This window comes from Lysobacterales bacterium (assembly GCA_016703225.1).
GTDB lineage: Bacteria > Pseudomonadota > Gammaproteobacteria > Xanthomonadales > Ahniellaceae > JADKHK01.
In genome coordinates, this window is record JADJCM010000001.1 from 185,890 (window position 1) to 206,024 (window position 20,135).

The following is a 20,135-nucleotide window of genomic DNA, read 5'->3' on the forward strand; positions in this document are numbered from 1 at the left end:
GACGAGCACAAGCATCACCATTCACCCGAGTCGCCTCAGGCGGTGGCGACGGGCGCCTCTCGTTCGGCGCGCTCTGGTGCGCGTCACCGGGACCACGGCGCGCATGATCGCCACGCTGGCCACAGCGTGGCGATGTTCCGTGACCGCTTCTGGATCACGCTGTTGCTGACGGTTCCGGCCGTGGTCTGGTCGGGAATGATCCAGCATTGGTTTGGCTACACCGCGCCGGTGTTTGTCGGGTCGTCGTGGATTCCTGCGCTGTTCGGGAGCGCCGTCTACCTCTATGGCGGGTGGCCCTTCCTGAAGGGCGCCGCGGATGAACTCCGGCGTCGCCTGCCCGGAATGATGACGCTCATTTCACTCGCGATCAGCGTCGCCTTCGTGTTCAGTCTGGCGGTCAGTTTCGGCGCGCCGGGCAGCGATTTGTGGTGGGAGCTGGCGTCGCTGGTGGCAATCATGTTGCTCGGCCACTGGATCGAGATGCGCTCCATCACCCAGGCACAAGGCGCGCTGTGCGCACTGGCCAAGCTGCTTCCCGACAAAGCCGTTCGGATCGGCGCTGACGGCAGCAGCGAGGATGTCCTGGTCTCCACACTCGCCGCCGGGGACCTGCTGCTGATCCGCCCTGGTGCGGGCATTCCCGCCGATGGCCTCGTTCGCGACGGCAAGAGCCCAGTCAACGAATCGATGATTACCGGCGAGTCGCGACCGCTGAACAAGCAGGCGGGCGATGCCGTGATTGCGGGCACCTTGAACGGCCAGGGGTCGCTACGCGTGGAGGTGACGCGAACCGGCGATCAGACGGCGTTGGCCGGCATCATGCGGCTGGTCGAACAGGCCCAACAATCACGCTCGCGGGCGCAGGCGCTGGCAGATCGAGCGGCGCGACTGCTGACGTTCGCCGCGATCGCGATCGCCATGCTCACCGCCGTGGTCTGGACGGCGCTCGGTGCGCCATGGAACTACACCGTGGAACGCGTGGTGACGGTGCTCGTCATCGCCTGCCCGCATGCACTCGGACTCGCAGTGCCGCTGGTCATCGCGATCTCGACGACGCTCGGCGTCCAGCACGGGCTGCTGATTCGTGATCGCCGCGGCCTGGAAGAAGCGCGCAATCTCGACATCGTGGTATTCGACAAGACCGGGACGCTGACGCTGGCCGAGCACCGCGTGGTCGACATCGCGACCGACGCCATGCTCACGCCCGAGGACGCCCTGCGCTTCGCCGCGGCCAGCGAACGCGACTCCGAGCATCCCGTTGCACGCGCCCTGCTGCGAAGCGCCGAAGAGCGCAGGCTGGTGGTTCCGCAGGCCACGGATTTCCATGCCGAGGCCGGTCGTGGCGTGGAAGCCATCGTCGATGGCCAAGTCTGGAAGGTGGGAGGTCCGGGGCTCTTGCGGGCGCTCAAGGTCGAGGCGCCGACGCAACTTCGCGGTGCGGCAGAGCGCGCCGCAGTCGCCGGTCGCTCGGCGATCTATCTGGTGGACGCGAGCGGTGTGCGTGCAGTATTCGCGATCGCCGACGCCATCCGCCCTGAATCGAAGGAAGCCGTGCGCTTGCTGCACGATGCCGGAATCGAGGTCGCCATGCTCACCGGCGACTCGGAAGCCGTCGCGCGCAGCGTGGCGACCGAGTTGGGCATCGACACCGTACTGGCCGAAGTCTTGCCCCAGGACAAGGCATCGGTGATCGAGGGCCTGCAAACCAAGGGCAAGCGCGTGGCCATGGTCGGCGACGGTGTAAACGATGCGCCGGCCCTGGTTTCGGCCGACGTCGGCGTGGCGATCGGCGCCGGGACCGACGTCGCGGTGGAGGCTGGAGACGTGGTTCTCGTGCGTTCAGACCCACGCGATGTTCCGGCGATCATCGCACTCAGTCGTGCCACCTACCGCAAGATGATCCAGAACTTGTGGTGGGCGGCTGGTTACAACATCGTCGCGATTCCTCTGGCGGCCGGCGTGCTGGTGCCTTGGGGCATCGTGCTGGCGCCGGCGCTGGGTGCCGTCTTGATGTCGGTCAGCACGATCATCGTGGCGATCAACGCGCAACTGCTGCGCCGCGCACCGCTGGATCGTCTGCGGCGATAGCGCGCTGCGCGGGACCGGGCTTCGGCATGCCCGCAACCGATCCAGCGACCGCGCCGACAACAGTCTCGGCGACTGCGCCATGGTCGACGGCAACCTCGCCAACGGCCAGGACCTCGACGGCGCCGCCGGCGAGGGAACGGACGTGGTGCTGTACTACCGCGCCGGCGTCCGCGACCGCACCAACGAAGGCGCCGGCACCCAGGACTCGATGGTCTGCAAGAAGGTCGGCCCGCTGTTCACCCCGATCGGCAACTGGGCCAGCGTGCTGTTTGCGGACGGGTTCGAGTAACCCACCCTCGCGGCACTTCCTCGGCGATCCTTCCCGAGGAATCTGCTTGCCGCGCAAGCCTCCTGGCCGCGAGCTTTCCGCCGAGAAGCCTCCAACATCCCCGAGCCGCAGACCAAGCCGCAGTCGCGCACTTCTCCTCTCTCCCCTCGCGGGAGAGAGGCCGGGAGAGAGGGGCGCCTCGTGACAGCGCTCCGCGTCGCCGCGGGCACACCGCTGGTTGCAACCACGTCGTCCCCACGCTCGATGATTCGTCGGATATTCCGGTTTCGGCATGCAGCCACCCGCACCCGGAAAGCGCGGGTCTGAGCGGCGGGCCAGGCGGGCAGAGCGGGCGGCCACGGGGGGCCGCCCTACGTGGGTGGGGCGGCTCCCGGAGGTGATCGCGGCCGGGCGCGGTTCCCGCAGGGGCGCTTGGGTTCAGGGCGCGGCGGTGGGGTTGAGGTCGAGCTTGCGGTAGCCGATGCGCGCATCGCCGAAGTGGGCGGGGACGGCGACGCGGTTGCGGGCGGTGGCGATGGGGTGGAGGTCGGGGGCCGCGCCTGCGGACTGGGCGAGTGCGTAGGCTTCGGCAGCGACGCCTTCGGGCCAGTCGATCTCGAAGCGCACCGGGGCGCCGGTGGGATAGACGAACACGCTGCGCCAGGCGCCCGTCTGCGCGCGCTGGCGGCGGATCGGTGCGGCGAAGGCGACGCCATCGACGCGCACGGCCGCGAGCGGCACCGCAGCGGGCAGGATCAGCGCGACCAGGGCTTCGGGTTCCGGGGGCGTGAGTTCGATCCGTCGTGCGCCGGTCGCATCGGTGGAGAGTGCGGCCGTTGGCGGCGCCAGTCCTTCGCCTTGCAGCGCGACCGTGGGAACCTCGGCGTCTACCCACGGCAGCACGCGCTGGGCTGCGGGCGGTTTCGGCAAGGCGGACAGCCAGGTCGCGTCCTCGCCGGCCGCGAGTCCGGACAGATGCAGCACGCGGCCCTCGGGTCCGGCGATGTCGCGCAGCACCAGCGTCGCGCGCGTGTCGGCATCAAAGGGCGGCCGAAGCGCGGCGACGCCCACCGCTCCGAGCGCCAGCACCCAGGCGCCGAGCAGCAGGCGCGCGCGCCAGGGCGACAGCGCCGGCAAGGTGGCGCCAAGCGGCAGCATCACTGCGGCTACCAACACGCCGAGCCCGACCAGCGCGGTGGGTCCCAGACTGTCGTGGAGCTGCAGCAGCGACGCCGCCTGCGTCGCCAGCAGCGAAGCCGCCAGCACGGCGGCGATCAGCATGCAGCGCGCGGGCGCGAGCGCGGCGAAGGGCGCCACCGCCAGCAGCGGCACCAGCGCGAGGTAGGCCCCGCCCGGCAGCATCCAGATCAACGCGACTGCCGCGAACCAGAGCAGCAGCAACAGCGCCGCGAGCCAGGCCGCGACGCCGGTCCAGGCGATCGCGCGCGCTGCCACGCTCAGCGCTACCGCGAGGCCGATCGCGGCGGCGGCGAATTGCAGCGCGTGCGCATTTGCGGTCCATGGCATCGGCACCGCGCCGAGTCCCTGCCAGGCACCGAGCGCGCCCGCGGCCAAGGCTCCCGCGAGCAGCGGCGCGGCCAGTGCCAGGCCACCCGCAAGTGCCACCGCACGCACGCGGATCGTGCCGCTGCGATACGCGCGCATCAGGAACACCGCGAGCCCGAGCGTGCCCAGCGCGAGCAGCAGCAGGTTCGCGCGCGCCGACCAGTGCCAGACGCGACCGGCCCAGTCGAAATACACGCGGTCGGCATCCGCGACGACCGTGGTGCCCGGTGTGGCCAGTGCGCGCGCTGCGGCCAGTGCGCCGTCGCCCAGATGCTGCAGGCTGCCGGAGTCCAGATGTGCCAGGTCATCGAGCGGCGTGTGATAGCGCGCGCCGCCACCGATGAAGGCAAAGTTCGCGCCGGCGAGCCCCTCGCGCTTGTACACCGAGAAGTCGGTGTTGTTCGGCATGCGCTGGTAGATCTCGTAAGCCAGCGAGCTCAACGCTGGGTCGGGCAGTGCCGGCGCCAGCGCCGCGATCAGTGCCGCGTTGCCGGGCTGCGTCTCGAACAGGTTGGCGCGACCGCGGGTGCCGCGTGCCTCGAGGTTGAGCACCGCGCCGACGCGTGCGAACTCGGGTTCCTGCACGAAGGCCTCGGCGCCGAGCAGCCCCGCTTCCTCGCCATCGGCGACCAGGATCAGGATCTCGCGACGTGGACCTGCATCGGCCTGGAGCGCGCGCGCGATCTCGACCAGGGCCGCGGTGCCGGCACCGGCATCACCGGCACCGGGCCCGGCACCGACCGAGTCGTAGTGCGAGGTCAGCAGCAGTGCCGCCTCGTCGCCCGCACCCGGCAAGCGCACCAGCAGATTCTCGACGCGGCCGCAGACGCCGTAGTCGGCACAGACGAAGCGCGGGCGCCGCTCCGCGCTCAGCCCGATGTCCGCGAAGGCCGCGACCACGCGATCGGCCACCGCCGCGTTCGCCGCCGTCCCGAGCCGATGCGGCCGTTCGTCGCCGAGCAGCTCGACCAGCACCGCGCGCGCCCGCATTGCAGAAAACACCGCAGGATCAGCGGTGGCGGGCAGTGGCTCTGGAACCCGCTGTCCCCAGATGGCCGCAAGCAGCACCAGCCCCCACCACAGCCAGGTCAGCAGCGCACCCAGCCGCTCCCTGCGCATCGCATCCATCCGCCGCACCGTGTCGTTGCTCGAACGCGAAGCGTAGCTTGGCATCGCACCCTTGCGGGCGCTCCGATATCAGAAATCCATGCCGCCCCGGCTATTGCCCCGAGAGCAGCGAGAGTGCGTCGCGGATCAGGCGTTCCTGCGCGCGCGTGGTGTCGTCGAAAGCCCGCGTAGGGGTGTCCGTGAAAGCAGGGCGGATCCTCGGGGCGCAACCCGGCGTAACGACTGGTGAGCAGCCGGAACACGATGTCGCCCCGCTCCGGCGAGGCCAGCACGAGCAGGTACTTGGGCATCCGCTCACCCGTCCCGGCGTCGACATAGAACCCTGCGTCGCGGCAGACCGAGCCAACACGCGCCAACACGCCTCAGTGCCCTTGCGCGAGCCGGATGCCCTCGTACTCGGTGGCGGCCTCCCGGACGAGCGCTGCATGCGAGTCTTCTTCGCGAATCGCGAGCGCAAACGGGATGCGCTCCAGGTTCCCGCGGCCGTTGTCCCAGATGGCCGCCCAAGGCCCGCGCTCCTCGTGGGTCACGCCGATCATGGGCTTGGAGAAGTCGTCCCGGAATCGGGTCGCGAGCTCGTGCATGAGGCGCAGTTCGCGTCGCGTGAAATGGCTGTCGTCGAATGCGCGCAGCGGTCGCACGGACTCGCGCACGAAGTCGACTACCTGCAGCGGAACGATGTCGATGTCGTCGGCAAAGTCTGGCTCAAGCGCATCCCACTCCTGATAGAGCTCCATCGGTACCGGCCCCATCTTCATGGCTCGGTATTCCATGCCCGTGACTGGGGCGCCCGTCTGACGGTAGTGCTCGAAATCCAGCAGGTACAGCAGCTTGATCAGCTTGATCTTGCCGCAATGGCGGGTGTGCTCCGCGAAGTAGATCGCGGCGTTGATCAGCTTCTCGCGATCGTGGCTCTTGAGCATGAGAAACCATCTCCGGCGGGCAGCGGCAGGGTAAGCCCAGCGACGGACCGCCGCAGCCGGCAAGAAAAACCCCGCATCGCTGCGGGGTTTGTCGTGCATCGGATCGCGCCACAAGTGGCGCTCATACATCAGAAATCCATGCCGCCCATGCCGCCACCGTGGTCGTGGCCACCGTGCGCTGCCGGGGCCTCTTTCTTCGGCGCTTCGGCCACCATGGCTTCGGTGGTGATCATCAGGCCGGCGATGGATGCCGCATTCTGCAGCGCGGTGCGGGTGACCTTGGTCGGATCGAGAATGCCGAGTTCGATCATGTCGCCGTACTGGCCGGTCGCGGCGTTGTAGCCGTAGTTGCCCTTGTTCTCGGCAACCTTGTTCAGCACCACGCTCGGCTCTTCGCCGGCGTTGGCGACGATTTCGCGCAGCGGGGCTTCCATCGCGCGCTTGGCGATGACGATGCCGTGGTTCTGGTCTTCGTTGTCGCCCTTGAGCGAGCCGATCGCCGAGAGTGCACGCACCAGCGCGACGCCGCCACCGGCGACCACGCCTTCTTCAACGGCCGCACGGGTTGCGTGCAGGGCGTCTTCGACGCGGGCCTTCTTCTCCTTCATCTCGATTTCGGTCGAGGCACCGACCTTGATCACGGCGACGCCGCCGGCAAGCTTGGCGACACGTTCCTGCAGCTTCTCGCGGTCGTAGTCGGAGGTGGTCTCTTCGATCTGCGCCTTGATCTGCTTGATGCGCGCTTCGATCGCCTTCTTGTCGCCGGCGCCGTCGATGATGGTGCTGTTCTCTTTCGAGATCTGGATCTTTCTTGGCGGTGCCGAGGTCCTTGATCGTCGCCTTCTCCAGGCTCAGACCGACTTCCTCGGAGATCACGGTGCCACCGGTGAGGACGGCCATGTCTTCGAGCATCGCCTTGCGACGGTCGCCGAAGCCCGGTGCCTTGACGGCGCAGACTTTGACGATGCCACGGATGGTGTTGACCACCAGCGTCGCCAGCGCTTCGCCTTCGACTTCCTCGGCCACGATCAGCAGCGGCTTGCCCGACTTGGCGACGCCTTCCAGCACCGGCAGCAGGTCACGCACGTTCGAGATTTTCTTGTCGTACAGCAGCACGAACGGGCTTTCCAGCTCGGCGCTCATCGACTGCTGGTTGTTGATGAAGTACGGGGAGAGGTAACCGCGGTCGAACTGCATGCCTTCGACGACATCCAGCGAGTTCTCGAGACCCGAACCTTCCTCGACCGTGATCACGCCTTCCTTGCCGACCTTGTCCATCGCCTTCGCGATCAGCTCGCCGATGTCCTGGTCCGAGTTCGCCGAGATCGAACCGACCTGTGCGATTTCCTTGGACGAGTTGCACGGCTTGCTCTGCTTCTTCAGCTCGGCAACCGCGGCGCTGACGGCACGGTCGATGCCGCGCTTCAGGTCCATCGGGTTCATGCCGGCCGCAACGGCCTTCATGCCTTCGCGGATCAGCGCCTGGGCGAGCACGGTCGCGGTGGTGGTGCCGTCACCGGCGACGTCGGAAGTCTTCGAAGCGACTTCCTTGACCATCTGCGCGCCCATGTTCTCGAACTTGTCGGCCAGCTCGATTTCCTTGGCGACGGAGACGCCGTCCTTGGTGATGGTCGGTGCGCCGAAGCTCTTCTCGAGCACGACATTGCGACCCTTCGGGCCGAGGGTGGCCTTGACGGCGTTGGCGAGCACGTTCACGCCGCGGACCATGCGGGCGCGGGCGTCTTCGGAGAAACGGATTTCTTTGGCAGCCATGTTTGCTTCCTTAATGATTGTCTTTTTGTAGGAGCGCCACTTGTGGCGCGATCCGAAATTCGGGCGGGGTGCGGAAGAGCAATCGCGCCACAAGTGGCGCTCCTACATGTGGATTCGATTAACCGAGAACCGCGAAGATGTCGTCTTCCTTGATGAAGACGTATTCAACGCCGTCGAGCTTCTGCTCGGTGCCGCTGTACTTGCCGAACAGCACCTTGTCGCCGACCTTGACCGTCGGGGCGCGCACCGAACCGTTGTCCAGCGGCTTGCCCGGACCGACGGCGACGATTTCGCCGCGGATCGGCTTCTCGGTGGCCGAATCCGGGATCACGATGCCACCGGCGGAGATCTTTTCTTCTTCCATGCGCTTGATGACAACACGGTCGTGAAGCGGTTTGATGTTCATGCTCATCCTCTGCAAACGATTGATTGAACGAAGATTCTCGACAAGTTGTTAGCACTCACCGTCGATGAGTGCCAATTCTAGCCGCCGACGCTTCCCAGGAGAAGGTCGCGTCGGGGACGGCCCGGAGATGGGGCAGTCGGTGCCGGATTCAAGGGCTGCCCGGAACCGATGCGCACCAAAAAAACGGGGCCGCCCTGCGGCGACCCCGGATCACTCGACGAGCCCGGCCCGCAGGCCGGCCCGTGGCCTTCGTAGTTACTCGAAGCCGTCGGCGAACACGGCGTCGACCAGCGGTCCGACCGTGATCGCGAAGGTCTTCGGATCCGAAGTGTCGATGCCGCCATTGGCAGTGCCACCGGAATCCTGCAGCGTGACGTTGAAACTGGCAGTGCCGCTCAGGCCGGACAGGGTGTAGCTGAGCGTGCCGTCGGCAGCGATCGCGGTGCCGCTGACGATGCCGTTCGGGTCCGCAGTTTCGGTCACGTTGTAGCCGAGCACCGTCTGCGCGCCCTCATACGGGCCGAAGTTGATGGCCCCGATGAAACCAGCCGAGGTCTGCGCCCCGCTGGTTCCGCCGGCGTGCGACGGCGAGGTACCCGGCGTGAACGAAGGCTTGTCGTTGACCGCTGCAACGATGACATCGAAGGTGGCGGTCGCAGTGAGGGCGCCGCCATCGGTCACGGTGAGCGTGATGGTGGCAGTACCGAAGCGGTTCGCATCCGGCGTCACGGTGACGGTGCGCGCGCTGCCGCTGCCGCCGAGCACGATGTTGGCGTTCGGCACCAGCGTGGTGTCGCTCGAACTGGCGCTCAGCACCAGCGCGCCGACCGCGGTTTCGGTGTCGCCGACGGTCACGGCAAGCGCGCTGGTCGCGGCATCTTCGAGGAGGTTCGCGTTCGCCGGCCCGGTGATCGAGGGCGCGGTGTTCACCGCCGCCACCGAGCACACCGGTGAACTCGCCAGCACCGACACGTCATCGATGCGCAGGCCATTGGCCCCGCCGGCGGCGACGCTGCTGTCGGCAGCCAGGCGCCACTTCAACTGCACCGACTGTCCGGCCGCAGCGGCCGGCAGGTTGATGGTCGAGGTCAGGTAGGTCGGCAGCGCCGTGGTTCCGCCGGAGAGTCCGCTCCAGGCCTGGCGGCCGGCGATCGGACTGGACCAGCTCGACGAGATCGTGTCGGTGTAGCCACCAGCCACGAAGGCATTGCCGCCGGTGGTGATGTCGGCATATGCCCCGCCGTTGATCGCAAGCTCGACCACCGCACCGTCGTAGGTGTCCTCCAGGTTGAACAGGTTTCGGAAACTGAGCTGCCCGCCCCCCGCCGGCACACTGATCGCGGGGCTGATGATCTCGGCGTTTCCGACCGCGGTGACGTTCGGGCTGTAGGCGTCGTTCGGCACGCTGTTTGGCAGCGTGATCGAACTGACGAAGGCAACGCCGGCATCCGACTGCGCGGTGGTCCAGCCCGCGGGCAACGCCGGGGCGGTGACGCTGTCGAAGTTCTCGCTCAGGGCGGTGGTGGTCGACGTGGTACCGAGCTGCAGGGTGAAGGTCGCAGTGCCGAGGTTCAGCGCACCGTCCTGCAGGGTGAGCGTCAGCGTGATGTCGTCACCGCAAACGCCAGCCGCGGTGAAGCTGAAGTCGCGGCTGACATTGGCGCCGCCGCCCACGAGCACGCCGTAGTTCTGCGGACCGCTCGGCGCGGTCACGCCGCCGCTGGCCTGAAGCGTCGCGACCAGGTTGGTGCTGTTGGTGGGAGCCGTATTGTGCAGCGGCAGCGACACCGTCACCGTCTCGCCCGGGTCCGGTGCGGAGTTCAGCGGCAGGAAATTCTCTGCGCTGACCAGGGCCGGCGGGGCCGAAGCGATCGCCGGGGAGCCGGAAATGCACGCATTCACCGTGGTGGTATTGCCATCGGTCACCACCACTGCATTGTCGGTGTAGGTCGAGTAGTTGGTCTTGCTCACGGTGACCGTGTAGGTGGCAGGCGACACGCCGATATTGCTGAGCAACGCACCGCTGGCGTTGGTCTGACGCGAGAAGCCGCCACTGACGCTCACCGTCGCATCGGCGATGTCGGCGCTGCTGCTGCAATCGGTGATGTGCGCGGCGATCAGGCCCCGCGGTGGCGTGGTGCAGCCCGGGTAGGTGAACTTGCCGAAGCGCGTGCGCCAGGCGCTGGTGCTGGTAGATGCGTAGTACTCCTGCGTGTACCAGAAGGTGCATTCGTCGGTCGGGTCGACACCCATCGCGCTGTAGTCGCCCCAGCGATTGCTCGACGAAGTCTGCGAACCACCGGAAGCAAAGAAGCTTGCCTCGCCCTCGTTGAGGCCGCCGCCGGTGCCGGAACCGGTGCGACCGGCGATGACGATGTTCGGGAAGCTGCTCGAAGACGACTGCGAGAAGCCGAGCGCGAGATTGCCCTGCGCGTCCTGGGCGATGCTGCCCATGAAGTTGTTGACGCCACCGGCGCCATTGCCGGGTGCCAGATTCTGCGTGCCCTGGTCGCGCACGGTCGGCAATGCCGCGCCGGTATCGGTGCTGCGCAACTCGAACCAGCGTTCCCCCGCCTGGTACGTGGCCATGCTGGTCGGATTGACGCCCGAGACATTGACCGTGAAGGTGCCGACATAGGAGTTCACCGGCGCCGCGGCAGTGCCGAGGTTGCGATAGCCGACGCGGAACATCAGGCGATCGGCGATCGCATCCAGACCGACTGCCGTGCCGCTCTGTTCGATCACGCTGCGCGAGGAAGTGGGAGCGCGCGCGTCGAACGCGGCCAGGGTGATGTCGCCCTTGGTGGTGAAGGTCGATGCACCCGGGTTGGCGTAGTTCGGCACCAGTTCGTAGATGCGCAGGCCGTCGGTCGCCGAACCGAACTCGTCGGCGAGGAACTCCACGAAACGGTGCGGCAAACCGGCTGGCGGCGCGATGAAGCCGTCCAGGTCGATCGGCAGATGGCCGCCGGCATTGACGTTGCTGTAGAAGATGTAGGACGCGCTGGGATCACCAGCCAGCATCTTGGCGCGATCGAAGGCAAAGAACCCAGCGCCGGTATAGGCGGTGCCCGCCTGGTTGAACATGTGGTCGGCCATGTAATAGCCGTCGGGCCACACACCGTAGTGCGGATAGTCGTGGAACTCGCCGTTGGGCATGACGAAGTCGTAGGCGTAATAGGCGCCGGTCGGATCGCCGGTCTGCGAAATCGCGATGCACTGGTGACCAGGGACATCGTCCACTTCGAACTGGCTGATCATCCAGCGATCGGCGAGCGGGTCATACAGCACCACCGGATCGCCGTCGTCACCGGTGCGGCAGGAATTGCCCGCGGGCAGGCCGCTGAAGAACGCGGTGCTTTGCAGGTCGGGACCGAGCACGCGCGCACCGGTGGTGCGGTTGTAAATGCTGGCGCGCACGTTCACCGTCTGCACGTAATGGGTCGGACCGATGTCGCCGTTGGTGTCCGGCGGCAGGCAGCCGCAGGCTTCGGCGTTGGTCATGCCGTCGTAGGTCGCGGCCGGCGACGGCATCGCGCTCGGGGCATCGCCGTGGTTCAGCACCAGCAGCGGATCGATGAAGTCGCGCTCGCCGAGCCCGGCACCGGGGATCGGATAACGCACGCGCGGGTTCTCGTTGCGCTCGTCCAGGTCCTTGACGCCCTTGCCGCGCGGCGGCGGCGCCTTCGGCAGATCACGGATCGGCACCGACAAGCCGAACGCGACGGCCTTAGAGGCCAGGAACCCGTTCGCACGCGTCACTTCTGCCTTCTGGTTGACGACGAAGCCGACTTCCTCCGGCTTGTAGTGCTCGCCGGCAAAGCCGGACGATGAGAACAGCAGGGCCGCTGCCGCGCTGATCCACGCAGCGACAAGACCGCGCGCACTCGCGGCGCGCGCGCCGAAAGAATTGGACTTCATTGCAACCCCCAAGATTGATGCAGACCGGAATGCGCGCCACCGCGCCGCCGCGGAGGCTAGCAGCGCCGGGCTACCGAGTCACCTTGTGTTGCACAGCACCGGTCGCGCCGCCTACGGCCGTCAACTCACCGCCCGGTCGCAGCTACCGGGCCGGTTCGCGCCGATCGCGACTAGAATCGGCGGCCTCTGTGGGAGTCGGTGACGACGATGCGGCTGCGCACCTTGACACTCTGGATCGGCGGCGCACTGACCGCTGCGGGCGGCGCGTGCGCCGCCACCTGGACCGTCACCGACACCGGCGACGCCTCCGATGGCACCTGCGACGCAAGCTGCACCCTGCGTGATGCGGTGGACGCAGCGAACACCGACGATCGCATCCTGTTCGACCTGGCGCTGCCGGCACCGATCCTGATCGGCCTCAGCGGAAGCGCGCTGCAGATCGACGTGCCGTTGCGCATCACCGCCACCGACGGCGCCCGCACCACGATCCGTCGCGTCGGCGGCAATGGACGGCTGCTGGAGGTGGTCGGCAATGGTGATGCGCGCGTGATCGGCCTGAGCTTCGAGAACGGTGCTGCGCCTTCGCTCCCGGGTGTGAGCGCGGACGGCGGCGCCATCTACATCGCCGCGGGCGCCGCGCTGGAGCTGCGTGATTGCGTGTTCCGCGACAACCGCGCCACCGGTGCATTCGGCGCGCCGGAAACCGGCATGCCGGGCGCTTCGGCACGCGGCGGCGCGATCTTTGCCGCCGGCGACCTGTTGGTCGAGAACTGCGCCTTCGTCGGCAACCAGGCGCAGGGTGGCAACGGCGCGTCGAGCATCTTCCTCCCAGGTGCATCCGGTGGTGCCGCAAGCGGCGGCGCGGTTCACGCCATGGCGACCGCAGACATTCTGAACTCGACCTTTTCCGGCAACCTTGCCGCTGGCGGCAACGGTGGCGGCGGCGGCATGGGCAGCATCGGACTGCCCGGCTTCAATGGTGGCGACGGCGGCGCTGCCATCGGCGGAGCACTGGCATTTGCGGAGTCGGCCGCCCCCACCGCAGCCTTTTCGACACTGATCGCCAACGCCGTCGACGCGGGCGACGGCGGACCGGGAGGGCCTGGGGGACCTCCGCTGATGCCAGGCGACCCACCGCCGCCCGCAGGCGCCACTGGCGCGACTGGGCCCGTTCGCGCCGCAGCGATCGACAGCGAAGCCGCCGCGATCCTCAATGTCAGCGCGATTGCCGCCAACACCGGCGCCACGCCGTGCGCCGGCGCCGCGCTCAGCGCTCGCACGACAAACCGCGTGGACGATGCATCCTGCCCGGGCGTCGTCGTGCCCGCACTCGAGTCGCAGTTCGAGCCGATCGACGCCCAGGCCGACTCGCCGCACTACACGCCGCGGTTCGACAGCGTGGCCGTCGACAGCGCACCCGACTGCCTCGATGCCGTGGCCTTCGAAGTGGTCGATCTCGACCAGTTGCTGACGCCACGACCGCTCGCTGGCAACGGCGGTGTGGCGGCCTGCGACTTCGGCGCGATCGAGCTGAATCCGGTGTTGTTCGGCGACGGCTTCGAGGAACCGCCGCCACCGCCCTGATCCGCACTCGCCGCACTGCAACACGCCGGTTCACGATTCGCAGCTAGAATCGCCGCCCCCCTTTTTCAACCCCGGGTCTCTCGATGCGAACCGTGCTTCGTGGCGCGCTGCTGGCGCTTTGTTGTTCTTCCGCTGCGCTGGCGCAGTCGGTCTCCATCACCGGCGGCGTGCCGGCGGTCGAGAGTTTCGATTCGCTCGCCAATACCGGCACGGCGAACACGATCGTGCCCACCGGCTGGTATTTCACCGAGAATGGTGCCGCCGGCACGTACGCGGCGGACGACGGCATTGGCGTTTCCGGCAGTGCGTATTCCTACGGCACGACGTCAACGACCGAGCGCGCATTCGGTTCGTTGCGATCGAACTCGACCGAGCCGATGCTTGGGGCGCGATTGCAGAACAACACCGGCTCGACCTTGTCCGAATTGCTCGTCAGCTATCGCGGTGAGCAATGGCGTCTCGGCGTGGCCGGGCGCGCCGATCCGCTGAACTTCCAGTACAGCCTCGATGCGACTTCGCTGACCAGCGGTACCTGGGTCGACTTCGACGGGCTCGACCTGCCGTCACCGAACACGACTTCGGCCCCCGGCGCACTGAATGGCAACGCGACCGGCAATTTCGTCGCCATCAGCGCAACGATCAGCGGCGGCGGCTTCACGCTCGCGGACGGCGCGACGATGTGGATCCGCTGGATCGACCCGAACCTCAGCGGCAACGACGACGGTCTCGCCATCGACGACTTCAGCGTTGGCCTCGCGGTCGACAACCCGCCGCAGCTGACCGCGAGCGCGCCGACCAGCGGCGCAAGCAACGTCGCGGTCGCCAGCAACATCGCACTCACGTTCTCGGAAGCAGTCACCACCACCGACCCCTGGTTCGTGCTGGACTGCGGCGCCGGCGCCGTCGCAGGAACGATGTCAGGCAGCGGCAGCACGCGCAGTTTCGATCCGACGCTGGACCTGCCGTTCAACGCCAGCTGCACGGTCACGCTGACCGCAGCCAACATCCGCGACACCGACGGCACGCTCGACCCGCTGACCGGCTCGAATGCGTTCTCGTTCACCACCGTCGCCGACTCGGCGCCGAGCGTCGTCTCCACCGTTCCGGCCGACACCGCCACCGGCATCGGCGTCAGCGCCAACCTGAGCGTCACCTTCAGCGAAGCGGTCACGCCCACGCTGCCGAACTGGCTGGCGCTGAGTTGCGCCAGCAGCGGCGTTCATCCGCTGACGGTCAGCGGCGGACCGACGATCTGGACGCTCAACCCGGACAGCGACTTCGCCTTCAGCGAACTCTGCACCGCGACCATCGCGGTGGCAAACGTCGTTGACCAGGACGGCATGCCCAACCCGATGGCGGCACCGAAAACCTGGACCTTCACCACCGGCGCCGATCTGGCACCGATGGTGAGCTCGACCACGCCCGCCGACAACGCGATCAACGTCACCCTCGGCAGCGACATCACCGTGGTGTTCAGCGAGCCGGTCAACGCGACGACGGCTTCGTTCACCGTCAGCTGCGCGACATCAGGCGCGCACACCTTCGTTCTGTCGGCGACGCCCGCGACGAGTTTCACGCTGAACCCCGATGCCGATTTCACCGCAGCCGAGGTCTGCACGGTCACCGTGACCGCCGCTCTGGTCACCGACACCGATGGCGCCGCAACGCCGATGGCCGCCGACTACGTGTTCGACTTCACCATCGGCAGCGGGTCAGGCGACTACTACGCCGGCGTCGATGCCAGCACCTGCGTCACGCTGCGCAGCACGCTGCACGACAAGATCGACGACCACACCGCGTTTCCGTACAGCCACGCCACGCTGCCCGATACCTGGACCGTGCTCGAAGCGGCCGACCAGGATCCGCTGAGCAGCAGCAGCGTGCTCGAGGTGTACGAGAACGCGAGTTATGCCAAGGCCGGCGGTGGCAACAGCAATTACAACCGCGAGCACACCTGGCCGAACAGCTACGGCTTCAACAACCTGAGCGGCGTGAACGGCTCCGGCGTGCCGCAATCCTCGGCTTATGTCGACACCCACATGCTGTATCTGTCGGACATCGAGTACAACAGCAATCGCGGCTCGAAGCCCTACGCGAATTGCCCCGATACCGACGGCTGCAGCGCCGATGCCACGCTTGCCTACAACGGCTTTGGCGGCGGCGCGGTGACCTATGCCAGCGGCAACCACAACTGGAGGAAGACTGCCGGCAGCGAAGCCTTCGGCAGCTACGAAGTCTGGAACCACCGCAAGGGCGACATGGCTCGCGCGGTGCTGTACATGGACATCCGTTACGAGGGCGGTACCGCGACCGGCGGCAACACCATTGGCCAGAGCGAGCCGGACCTGATCGTGACCGACGACCGCAATCTCATTCTCAGCCGCGCCAGCACCACCACCGGACCGGCCTACATGGGGCTCAAGTCGACCCTGCTCGCATGGCACGCGGCCGATCCGCCGGACGAGCACGAGCTCCTGCGCAATGGCGTCATCTTCAGCTTCCAGGGCAACCGCAATCCGTTCATCGACCACCCGGAATGGGCGGAATGCCTGTTCAACTGCAATTGCCTGCCGGCGAGCAATCCGCCGACCGCCACTGCGGATAACGCCAACATCAACGAAGACAGCGGCGCGAACACGATCCTGGTGCTGGCCAATGATCCCGACCCCGATGGCGGCCCGAAACTGGTGCAGTCGGTGACCCAGCCGAGCGGGGCACGGTGACCATCGGTCCCGCCGGTGCGCATGTGGTGTTCACGCCGAACGCGAACTTCTGCGCGTCGACCAGTTTCAGCTACACGCTCAACGGCGGATCGTCGGCGACGGTGTCGATCACCATGACCTGCAGCAACGACGCGCCGAACGCGGTGGGCACGCTGGCCAACCAGAGCTATCCGGAGGGCACCCTGGTCAGCCTCGGCACCGCAGCGGGCTTCGCCGATGTCGACGGCGATGCGCTGACCTACACTGCCACCGGGCTGCCGGCGTCGGTCGCCATCGGCCTGAACGACGGCAACATCGGCGGCACCGTGCTGGCGGCCGACATCGGCGTGCACAACGTCACCGTCACCGCACGCGATCCATCGCTGGCGCAGGCCACGCAGTCATTCACCCTCACGGTGACGGCGCTGCCGGCGGCGATCTTCGGCGACGGTTTCGAGTAGGCGAAGCGCCAACCCACACTCCATCTTTTTGGCCTCACCCCCATCGCCGGATGGGCGGGACTCGAGCGCGGAACCGCGCTCGCGACCGCCCGCCCTGCGCCCCGGTCAGAACGAGGGCAGGGACTGGCGTGCCTCGTATGGCCCGAGATCCAGCGTTCCGAACTGATTGGGCGAGGCGGGGTTGTCGACGGGTCGCAGCTGTCCGTCGAGATCGTTCTGACGCTGGAACACCCCGCAGCCACTGGCGATATCGATGCCCGGCGATGGAATCGGATCGATCCGGGCCTCGCCTGCGAACAACCGGAAGTTATCGCTCGCGGGCGACACGAAGCGCGGCACGCCCTGGAAGACGCTGGTGTTCGTCGGCAACGAGGCTGTACTCGGCACCAGCACGAACTGCGCTTCAAGGGTGCCGCTACCCTGGCGAATCAGGCCGGCCTGATTGACGATGGCACAGCGCAAGTCCAGGTGCGGTGCGCGCACGACCGCGCCGCCGATGCTGTTCCCGGTGATGGTCGTCTGTGCAATCCACACCTTGTCGTCGTCACCGGTCTTGATCAGGGCATCGCCGACGTTGTTGGCGAAAATGAGCGACTGGGCGATGCCATAGTGATCGTAGTGCTGGCGATAGTGAATGAGCGAGTTCCCGGCGTTGCGGTCGATCTGGGCGTCCAGGATGTCGGCAACCCCAGTGAACCCCTCGGGCCAGAAGCACGAGAAGGGGAAGTTGCATCCCCGTGGCGAGCTCCAGTCGAAAGCAAACACCGCCCCTTCGCCGGCAGAACTTCCGCTCGCTCGGGCCACGTTGCCGGTGGCCCGGTTGCAGTTGATGCCGGCGGCGCAGGCCACGGCAGAAATCGGCGTCTGCGCATCCCGATTGCGAGCGCTGCGCAAGCGCACGCTCGGGTCACTCGCCGTGCTGGAGTAGATCCAGCCACCACCGCCATTCAAGGCGGAGTTGCCCTCGATCAGCGTGTCCCACAGCGTGATCGACGAGGAGTTCCGCAAAGCGAACCCGCCCCCGTTGTGACCAGCGTAGTTGTAGGCAATCCGATTGGGCGCGCTGCCAAGCACGCTGTAGACCTTCACGATCGAGTTCAGGGCACTCAACCCTCCACCCTCGGTCGCAGTATTGCCATGGAGAATGCCGGCATCCAAGGGACCGTTGCTGGCCAGCTCGGCGTTACAGCGATGAAGGCGCAGTCCACCTCCCTCACCCATCGCTTGATTGCTGAAGAACCCGGTGCCGCGGGCATTCACGTAGACCGATCCGTCGCGGCAGTAGGCGCCACCCCCTTCAAACTGGGCGTTGTTGCCGTAAATCAGCACGTCGTCGCGCAGGGCCAACTCGGTACCTCGGCCATCGATGGCGATGCCCCCGCCGAAGCCGGCCCGGTTGTCGTGAATGGAACTGGCCGCAATCACCAACTGCCCGCCGTGACGGGCATAGATGGCGCCACCGTATTCGTGGTTTTCGGCGTCCCCACCCACAACCTCCAGCCCAGCCAGCCGAACCGTCGACGGGTAGTCGCCCACCACGGCGATTACCGTCTGCTGGGCGCCGCCGCTGCCGTCGATGCGGGTATAGCTGGCGCTTGGCAGCGCGTCGACGCAACGCGCGTAGCCGCCGCGCAGTTCGACGTACTCGCGGTCATTGATGCGCAACGCCTGCTGGGTGTAGTTGAGGGTGCGCGTGATCTTGATCAGCGACCGCACCAAGCCATCACCGGCCGCCGCATCCAGCGCTGACTGGATCGTCGCATGGGTGCAGCCGGGGCCGGTGCCGACAGCGAACTCATTGTCAGCGAGCACGGGGGAGCAGAAGCCGGCAGCAAGCAAAGCGCGGCAAATCGAGGTCTTCATGGCGAACTCCAGATGTGGGACCCGTTCATCACGAGTCGAAACCGTCAGCGAAAAGCGCGTCGGTCGCGGATTCGAAGGCGCCGACATCGATGGACCCGAACTGGTTGGTGATGCCGCTGTCGTCCAGCGGGCGCAGCGAGCCTTCTGCGTCGGCGTTGTAGGGCCAGCCCAGTGCCGACGACGAAGTGGCGTAGTCGATAGCGGGTGAATCTCGCCGCAGGTGCAGATCGGCGACACCTGCAAAACGCGGATCGGCTTCGAGATTGTTGACCGTGGGCGGAATGCCGCTCAGGTCGTTGGCAATCAGATAACCACTGAGAACGGATCCACCGACCTGGCGCAGGAGGGGTCTTCCGGGCTGGTAAGCCGCCACATAGCCGAGTACGGTCTGCAGATCCAGGCCACGAATGACGGCGTCACCCGCGAGCGTATTGCCGCCAATGCTGACGAAGTTGAGGACCAGCTTCTGACCCTGGATCAGCGCCGCTTGCGAATCGGTTTGTTGATTGCCCACCAGAACCACATTGCTCAGCGCCATCTGCTTGGTGGCGGCATCGTTCTGAACGAAGCTGTCCAGCACCCGACCACCCTGGTTGCCGGTAAAGCTGGCGCGATTGATCTGCGCCCGACCTGCCGCGCTGCCTTCCAGGCGCCAGGCGATCGCGGCAACGCCATTGGCTGGGACTCCACCCACCGCGCTGTAATTGTTGACGAAGCGGTTGCAGATGCTTCCGGGCGGGCAGTCAACCGCACCATCGGCCACGCCGGTGGATGCAATCGTCAGGTCATTGCCGACGCTGCCACTGCTGCCCCGATAGAAGATGCCGCCACCGTCTTGCGCAGCATTGTCGGAGATCTCGATGTTTTGCAGCTGCACATCGGCGCCATCGGCAGCATAGATGGCGCCGCCGCTGGCCGCTGCGACGTTGGCCACCAGCCGGGTCAACGCATCCGCAAACAGGGAATAGACCCGCGTGACACTGAAAGAGCCAAACGCGTAGATGCCACCGCCGTTGCGCACCGACTGGTTGTTCCAGAGCATGCCCAGGGCATTACCGCTGGCCAAGTCGGTGTGGCAGTTCTCTGCGTAGATGCCGCCCCCGTCGCGCCCACTGGTATTGGAGTTGATGATCCCCGACTCGGTGACCAGCGAGAGATTGCTGTTGAGACAGTAGATGCCGCCGCCATCGCTGCTCGCCTGGTTGGCGAAGATGCGGCTGTCGCCCTGAAGGGTGACGGTGACAGAGGCCATGTTGGATGCGACCGCCATGCCGGCCCCGCGTCCAGCGTGATTGCTGGCCAGACGCACGTTGTTCAGGGTGATCAGATGCGGGCCGTCGATGATCGACAGCCCGCCGCCGTCCGCATTGGCGGGAGCGTCGCCGTCCTGCAGCACAAGATTGCGCAGCGTCACATTGCCGTTGCCCTGGATGCGCAGCACTGCAGCAGCGC

General features: G+C 66.9%; 11 protein-coding genes and 1 pseudogene. 5 read left to right on the forward strand and 7 right to left on the reverse strand.

Annotation, left to right across the window (positions count from 1 at the left end; genetic code table 11):
* The first annotated feature begins 132 nt into the window (after nucleotides 1-132).
* On the forward strand, nucleotides 133-2,088 hold the full coding sequence (locus tag IPG63_00805; protein ID MBK6725793.1) for a copper-translocating P-type ATPase: 1,956 nt from the start codon (nucleotides 133-135) through the stop codon (nucleotides 2,086-2,088).
* A 79-nt stretch (nucleotides 2,089-2,167) separates the two neighbouring features.
* Entirely contained in the window at nucleotides 2,168-2,377 is a 210-nt protein-coding gene (locus IPG63_00810; GenBank protein ID MBK6725794.1) for a hypothetical protein, read from the forward strand.
* Nucleotides 2,378-2,794: 417 nt separating this feature from the next.
* Here the strand turns inward: IPG63_00810 and IPG63_00815 are convergent, their stop codons facing one another.
* The 5 genes and pseudogenes from IPG63_00815 to IPG63_00835 all read right to left on the reverse strand — a co-directional run bounded on the left by IPG63_00815 (nucleotide 2,795) and on the right by IPG63_00835 (nucleotide 12,073).
* Nucleotides 2,795-5,095, reverse strand: coding sequence for a M28 family peptidase (locus IPG63_00815; protein MBK6725795.1), 2,301 nt, complete (start codon nucleotides 5,093-5,095; stop codon nucleotides 2,795-2,797).
* A 317-nt stretch (nucleotides 5,096-5,412) separates the two neighbouring features.
* Nucleotides 5,413-6,102, reverse strand: coding sequence for a SocA family protein (locus tag IPG63_00820; GenBank protein ID MBK6725796.1), 690 nt, complete (start codon nucleotides 6,100-6,102; stop codon nucleotides 5,413-5,415).
* Nucleotides 6,102-7,746: pseudogene (groL, locus tag IPG63_00825) on the reverse strand (chaperonin GroEL). Before groL ends, IPG63_00820 begins: the two are co-directional and overlap by 1 nt.
* A gap of 118 nt (nucleotides 7,747-7,864) precedes the next feature.
* Nucleotides 7,865-8,152 (reverse strand): co-chaperone GroES, encoded by a 288-nt coding sequence (locus IPG63_00830; protein ID MBK6725797.1) that lies wholly within the window; start codon nucleotides 8,150-8,152, stop codon nucleotides 7,865-7,867.
* A gap of 255 nt (nucleotides 8,153-8,407) precedes the next feature.
* A complete protein-coding gene (locus IPG63_00835; GenBank protein MBK6725798.1) occupies nucleotides 8,408-12,073 on the reverse strand; it encodes a hypothetical protein in 3,666 nt (1,221 codons plus the stop codon).
* Between the two features lie 207 nt (nucleotides 12,074-12,280).
* Here IPG63_00835 and IPG63_00840 point away from each other — a divergent pair, with 207 nt between their 5' ends.
* The 3 genes from IPG63_00840 (at nucleotide 12,281) to IPG63_00850 (ending at nucleotide 16,820) form a co-directional block, all read left to right on the forward strand.
* Nucleotides 12,281-13,657, forward strand: coding sequence for a hypothetical protein (locus IPG63_00840; protein ID MBK6725799.1), 1,377 nt, complete (start codon nucleotides 12,281-12,283; stop codon nucleotides 13,655-13,657).
* Between the two features lie 83 nt (nucleotides 13,658-13,740).
* Nucleotides 13,741-16,380: an Ig-like domain-containing protein gene (locus IPG63_00845; protein MBK6725800.1), complete on the forward strand. Its 2,640-nt coding sequence runs from the start codon at nucleotides 13,741-13,743 to the stop codon at nucleotides 16,378-16,380.
* A complete protein-coding gene (locus IPG63_00850; protein MBK6725801.1) occupies nucleotides 16,377-16,820 on the forward strand; it encodes a hypothetical protein in 444 nt (147 codons plus the stop codon). Before IPG63_00845 ends, IPG63_00850 begins: the two co-directional genes overlap by 4 nt.
* A 105-nt stretch (nucleotides 16,821-16,925) precedes the next feature.
* Here the strand turns inward: IPG63_00850 and IPG63_00855 are convergent, their stop codons facing one another.
* On the reverse strand, nucleotides 16,926-18,683 hold the full coding sequence (locus tag IPG63_00855) for a hypothetical protein (protein MBK6725802.1): 1,758 nt from the start codon (nucleotides 18,681-18,683) through the stop codon (nucleotides 16,926-16,928).
* A gap of 28 nt (nucleotides 18,684-18,711) precedes the next feature.
* Nucleotides 18,712-20,124 (reverse strand): hypothetical protein, encoded by a 1,413-nt coding sequence (locus IPG63_00860; protein ID MBK6725803.1) that lies wholly within the window; start codon nucleotides 20,122-20,124, stop codon nucleotides 18,712-18,714.
* Between the last annotated feature and the right edge of the window lie 11 nt (nucleotides 20,125-20,135).

Bases quoted from the DNA above. Each gene is read 5' to 3' on its own strand.
- IPG63_00810 (MBK6725794.1), top strand. From the start codon at position 2,168: ATGGTCGACGGCAACCTCGCCAACGGCCAGGACCTCGACGGCGCCGCC.
- IPG63_00845 (MBK6725800.1), top strand. From the start codon at position 13,741: ATGCGAACCGTGCTTCGTGGCGCGCTGCTGGCGCTTTGTTGTTCTTCC.
- IPG63_00830 (MBK6725797.1), bottom strand. From the start codon at position 8,152: ATGAACATCAAACCGCTTCACGACCGTGTTGTCATCAAGCGCATGGAA.
- IPG63_00805 (MBK6725793.1), top strand. From the start codon at position 133: ATGTTCCGTGACCGCTTCTGGATCACGCTGTTGCTGACGGTTCCGGCC.
- IPG63_00840 (MBK6725799.1), top strand. From the start codon at position 12,281: ATGCGGCTGCGCACCTTGACACTCTGGATCGGCGGCGCACTGACCGCT.
- IPG63_00820 (MBK6725796.1), bottom strand. From the start codon at position 6,102: ATGTATGAGCGCCACTTGTGGCGCGATCCGATGCACGACAAACCCCGC.
- IPG63_00815 (MBK6725795.1), bottom strand. From the start codon at position 5,095: ATGCCAAGCTACGCTTCGCGTTCGAGCAACGACACGGTGCGGCGGATG.
- IPG63_00855 (MBK6725802.1), bottom strand. From the start codon at position 18,683: ATGAAGACCTCGATTTGCCGCGCTTTGCTTGCTGCCGGCTTCTGCTCC.
- IPG63_00835 (MBK6725798.1), bottom strand. From the start codon at position 12,073: ATGAAGTCCAATTCTTTCGGCGCGCGCGCCGCGAGTGCGCGCGGTCTT.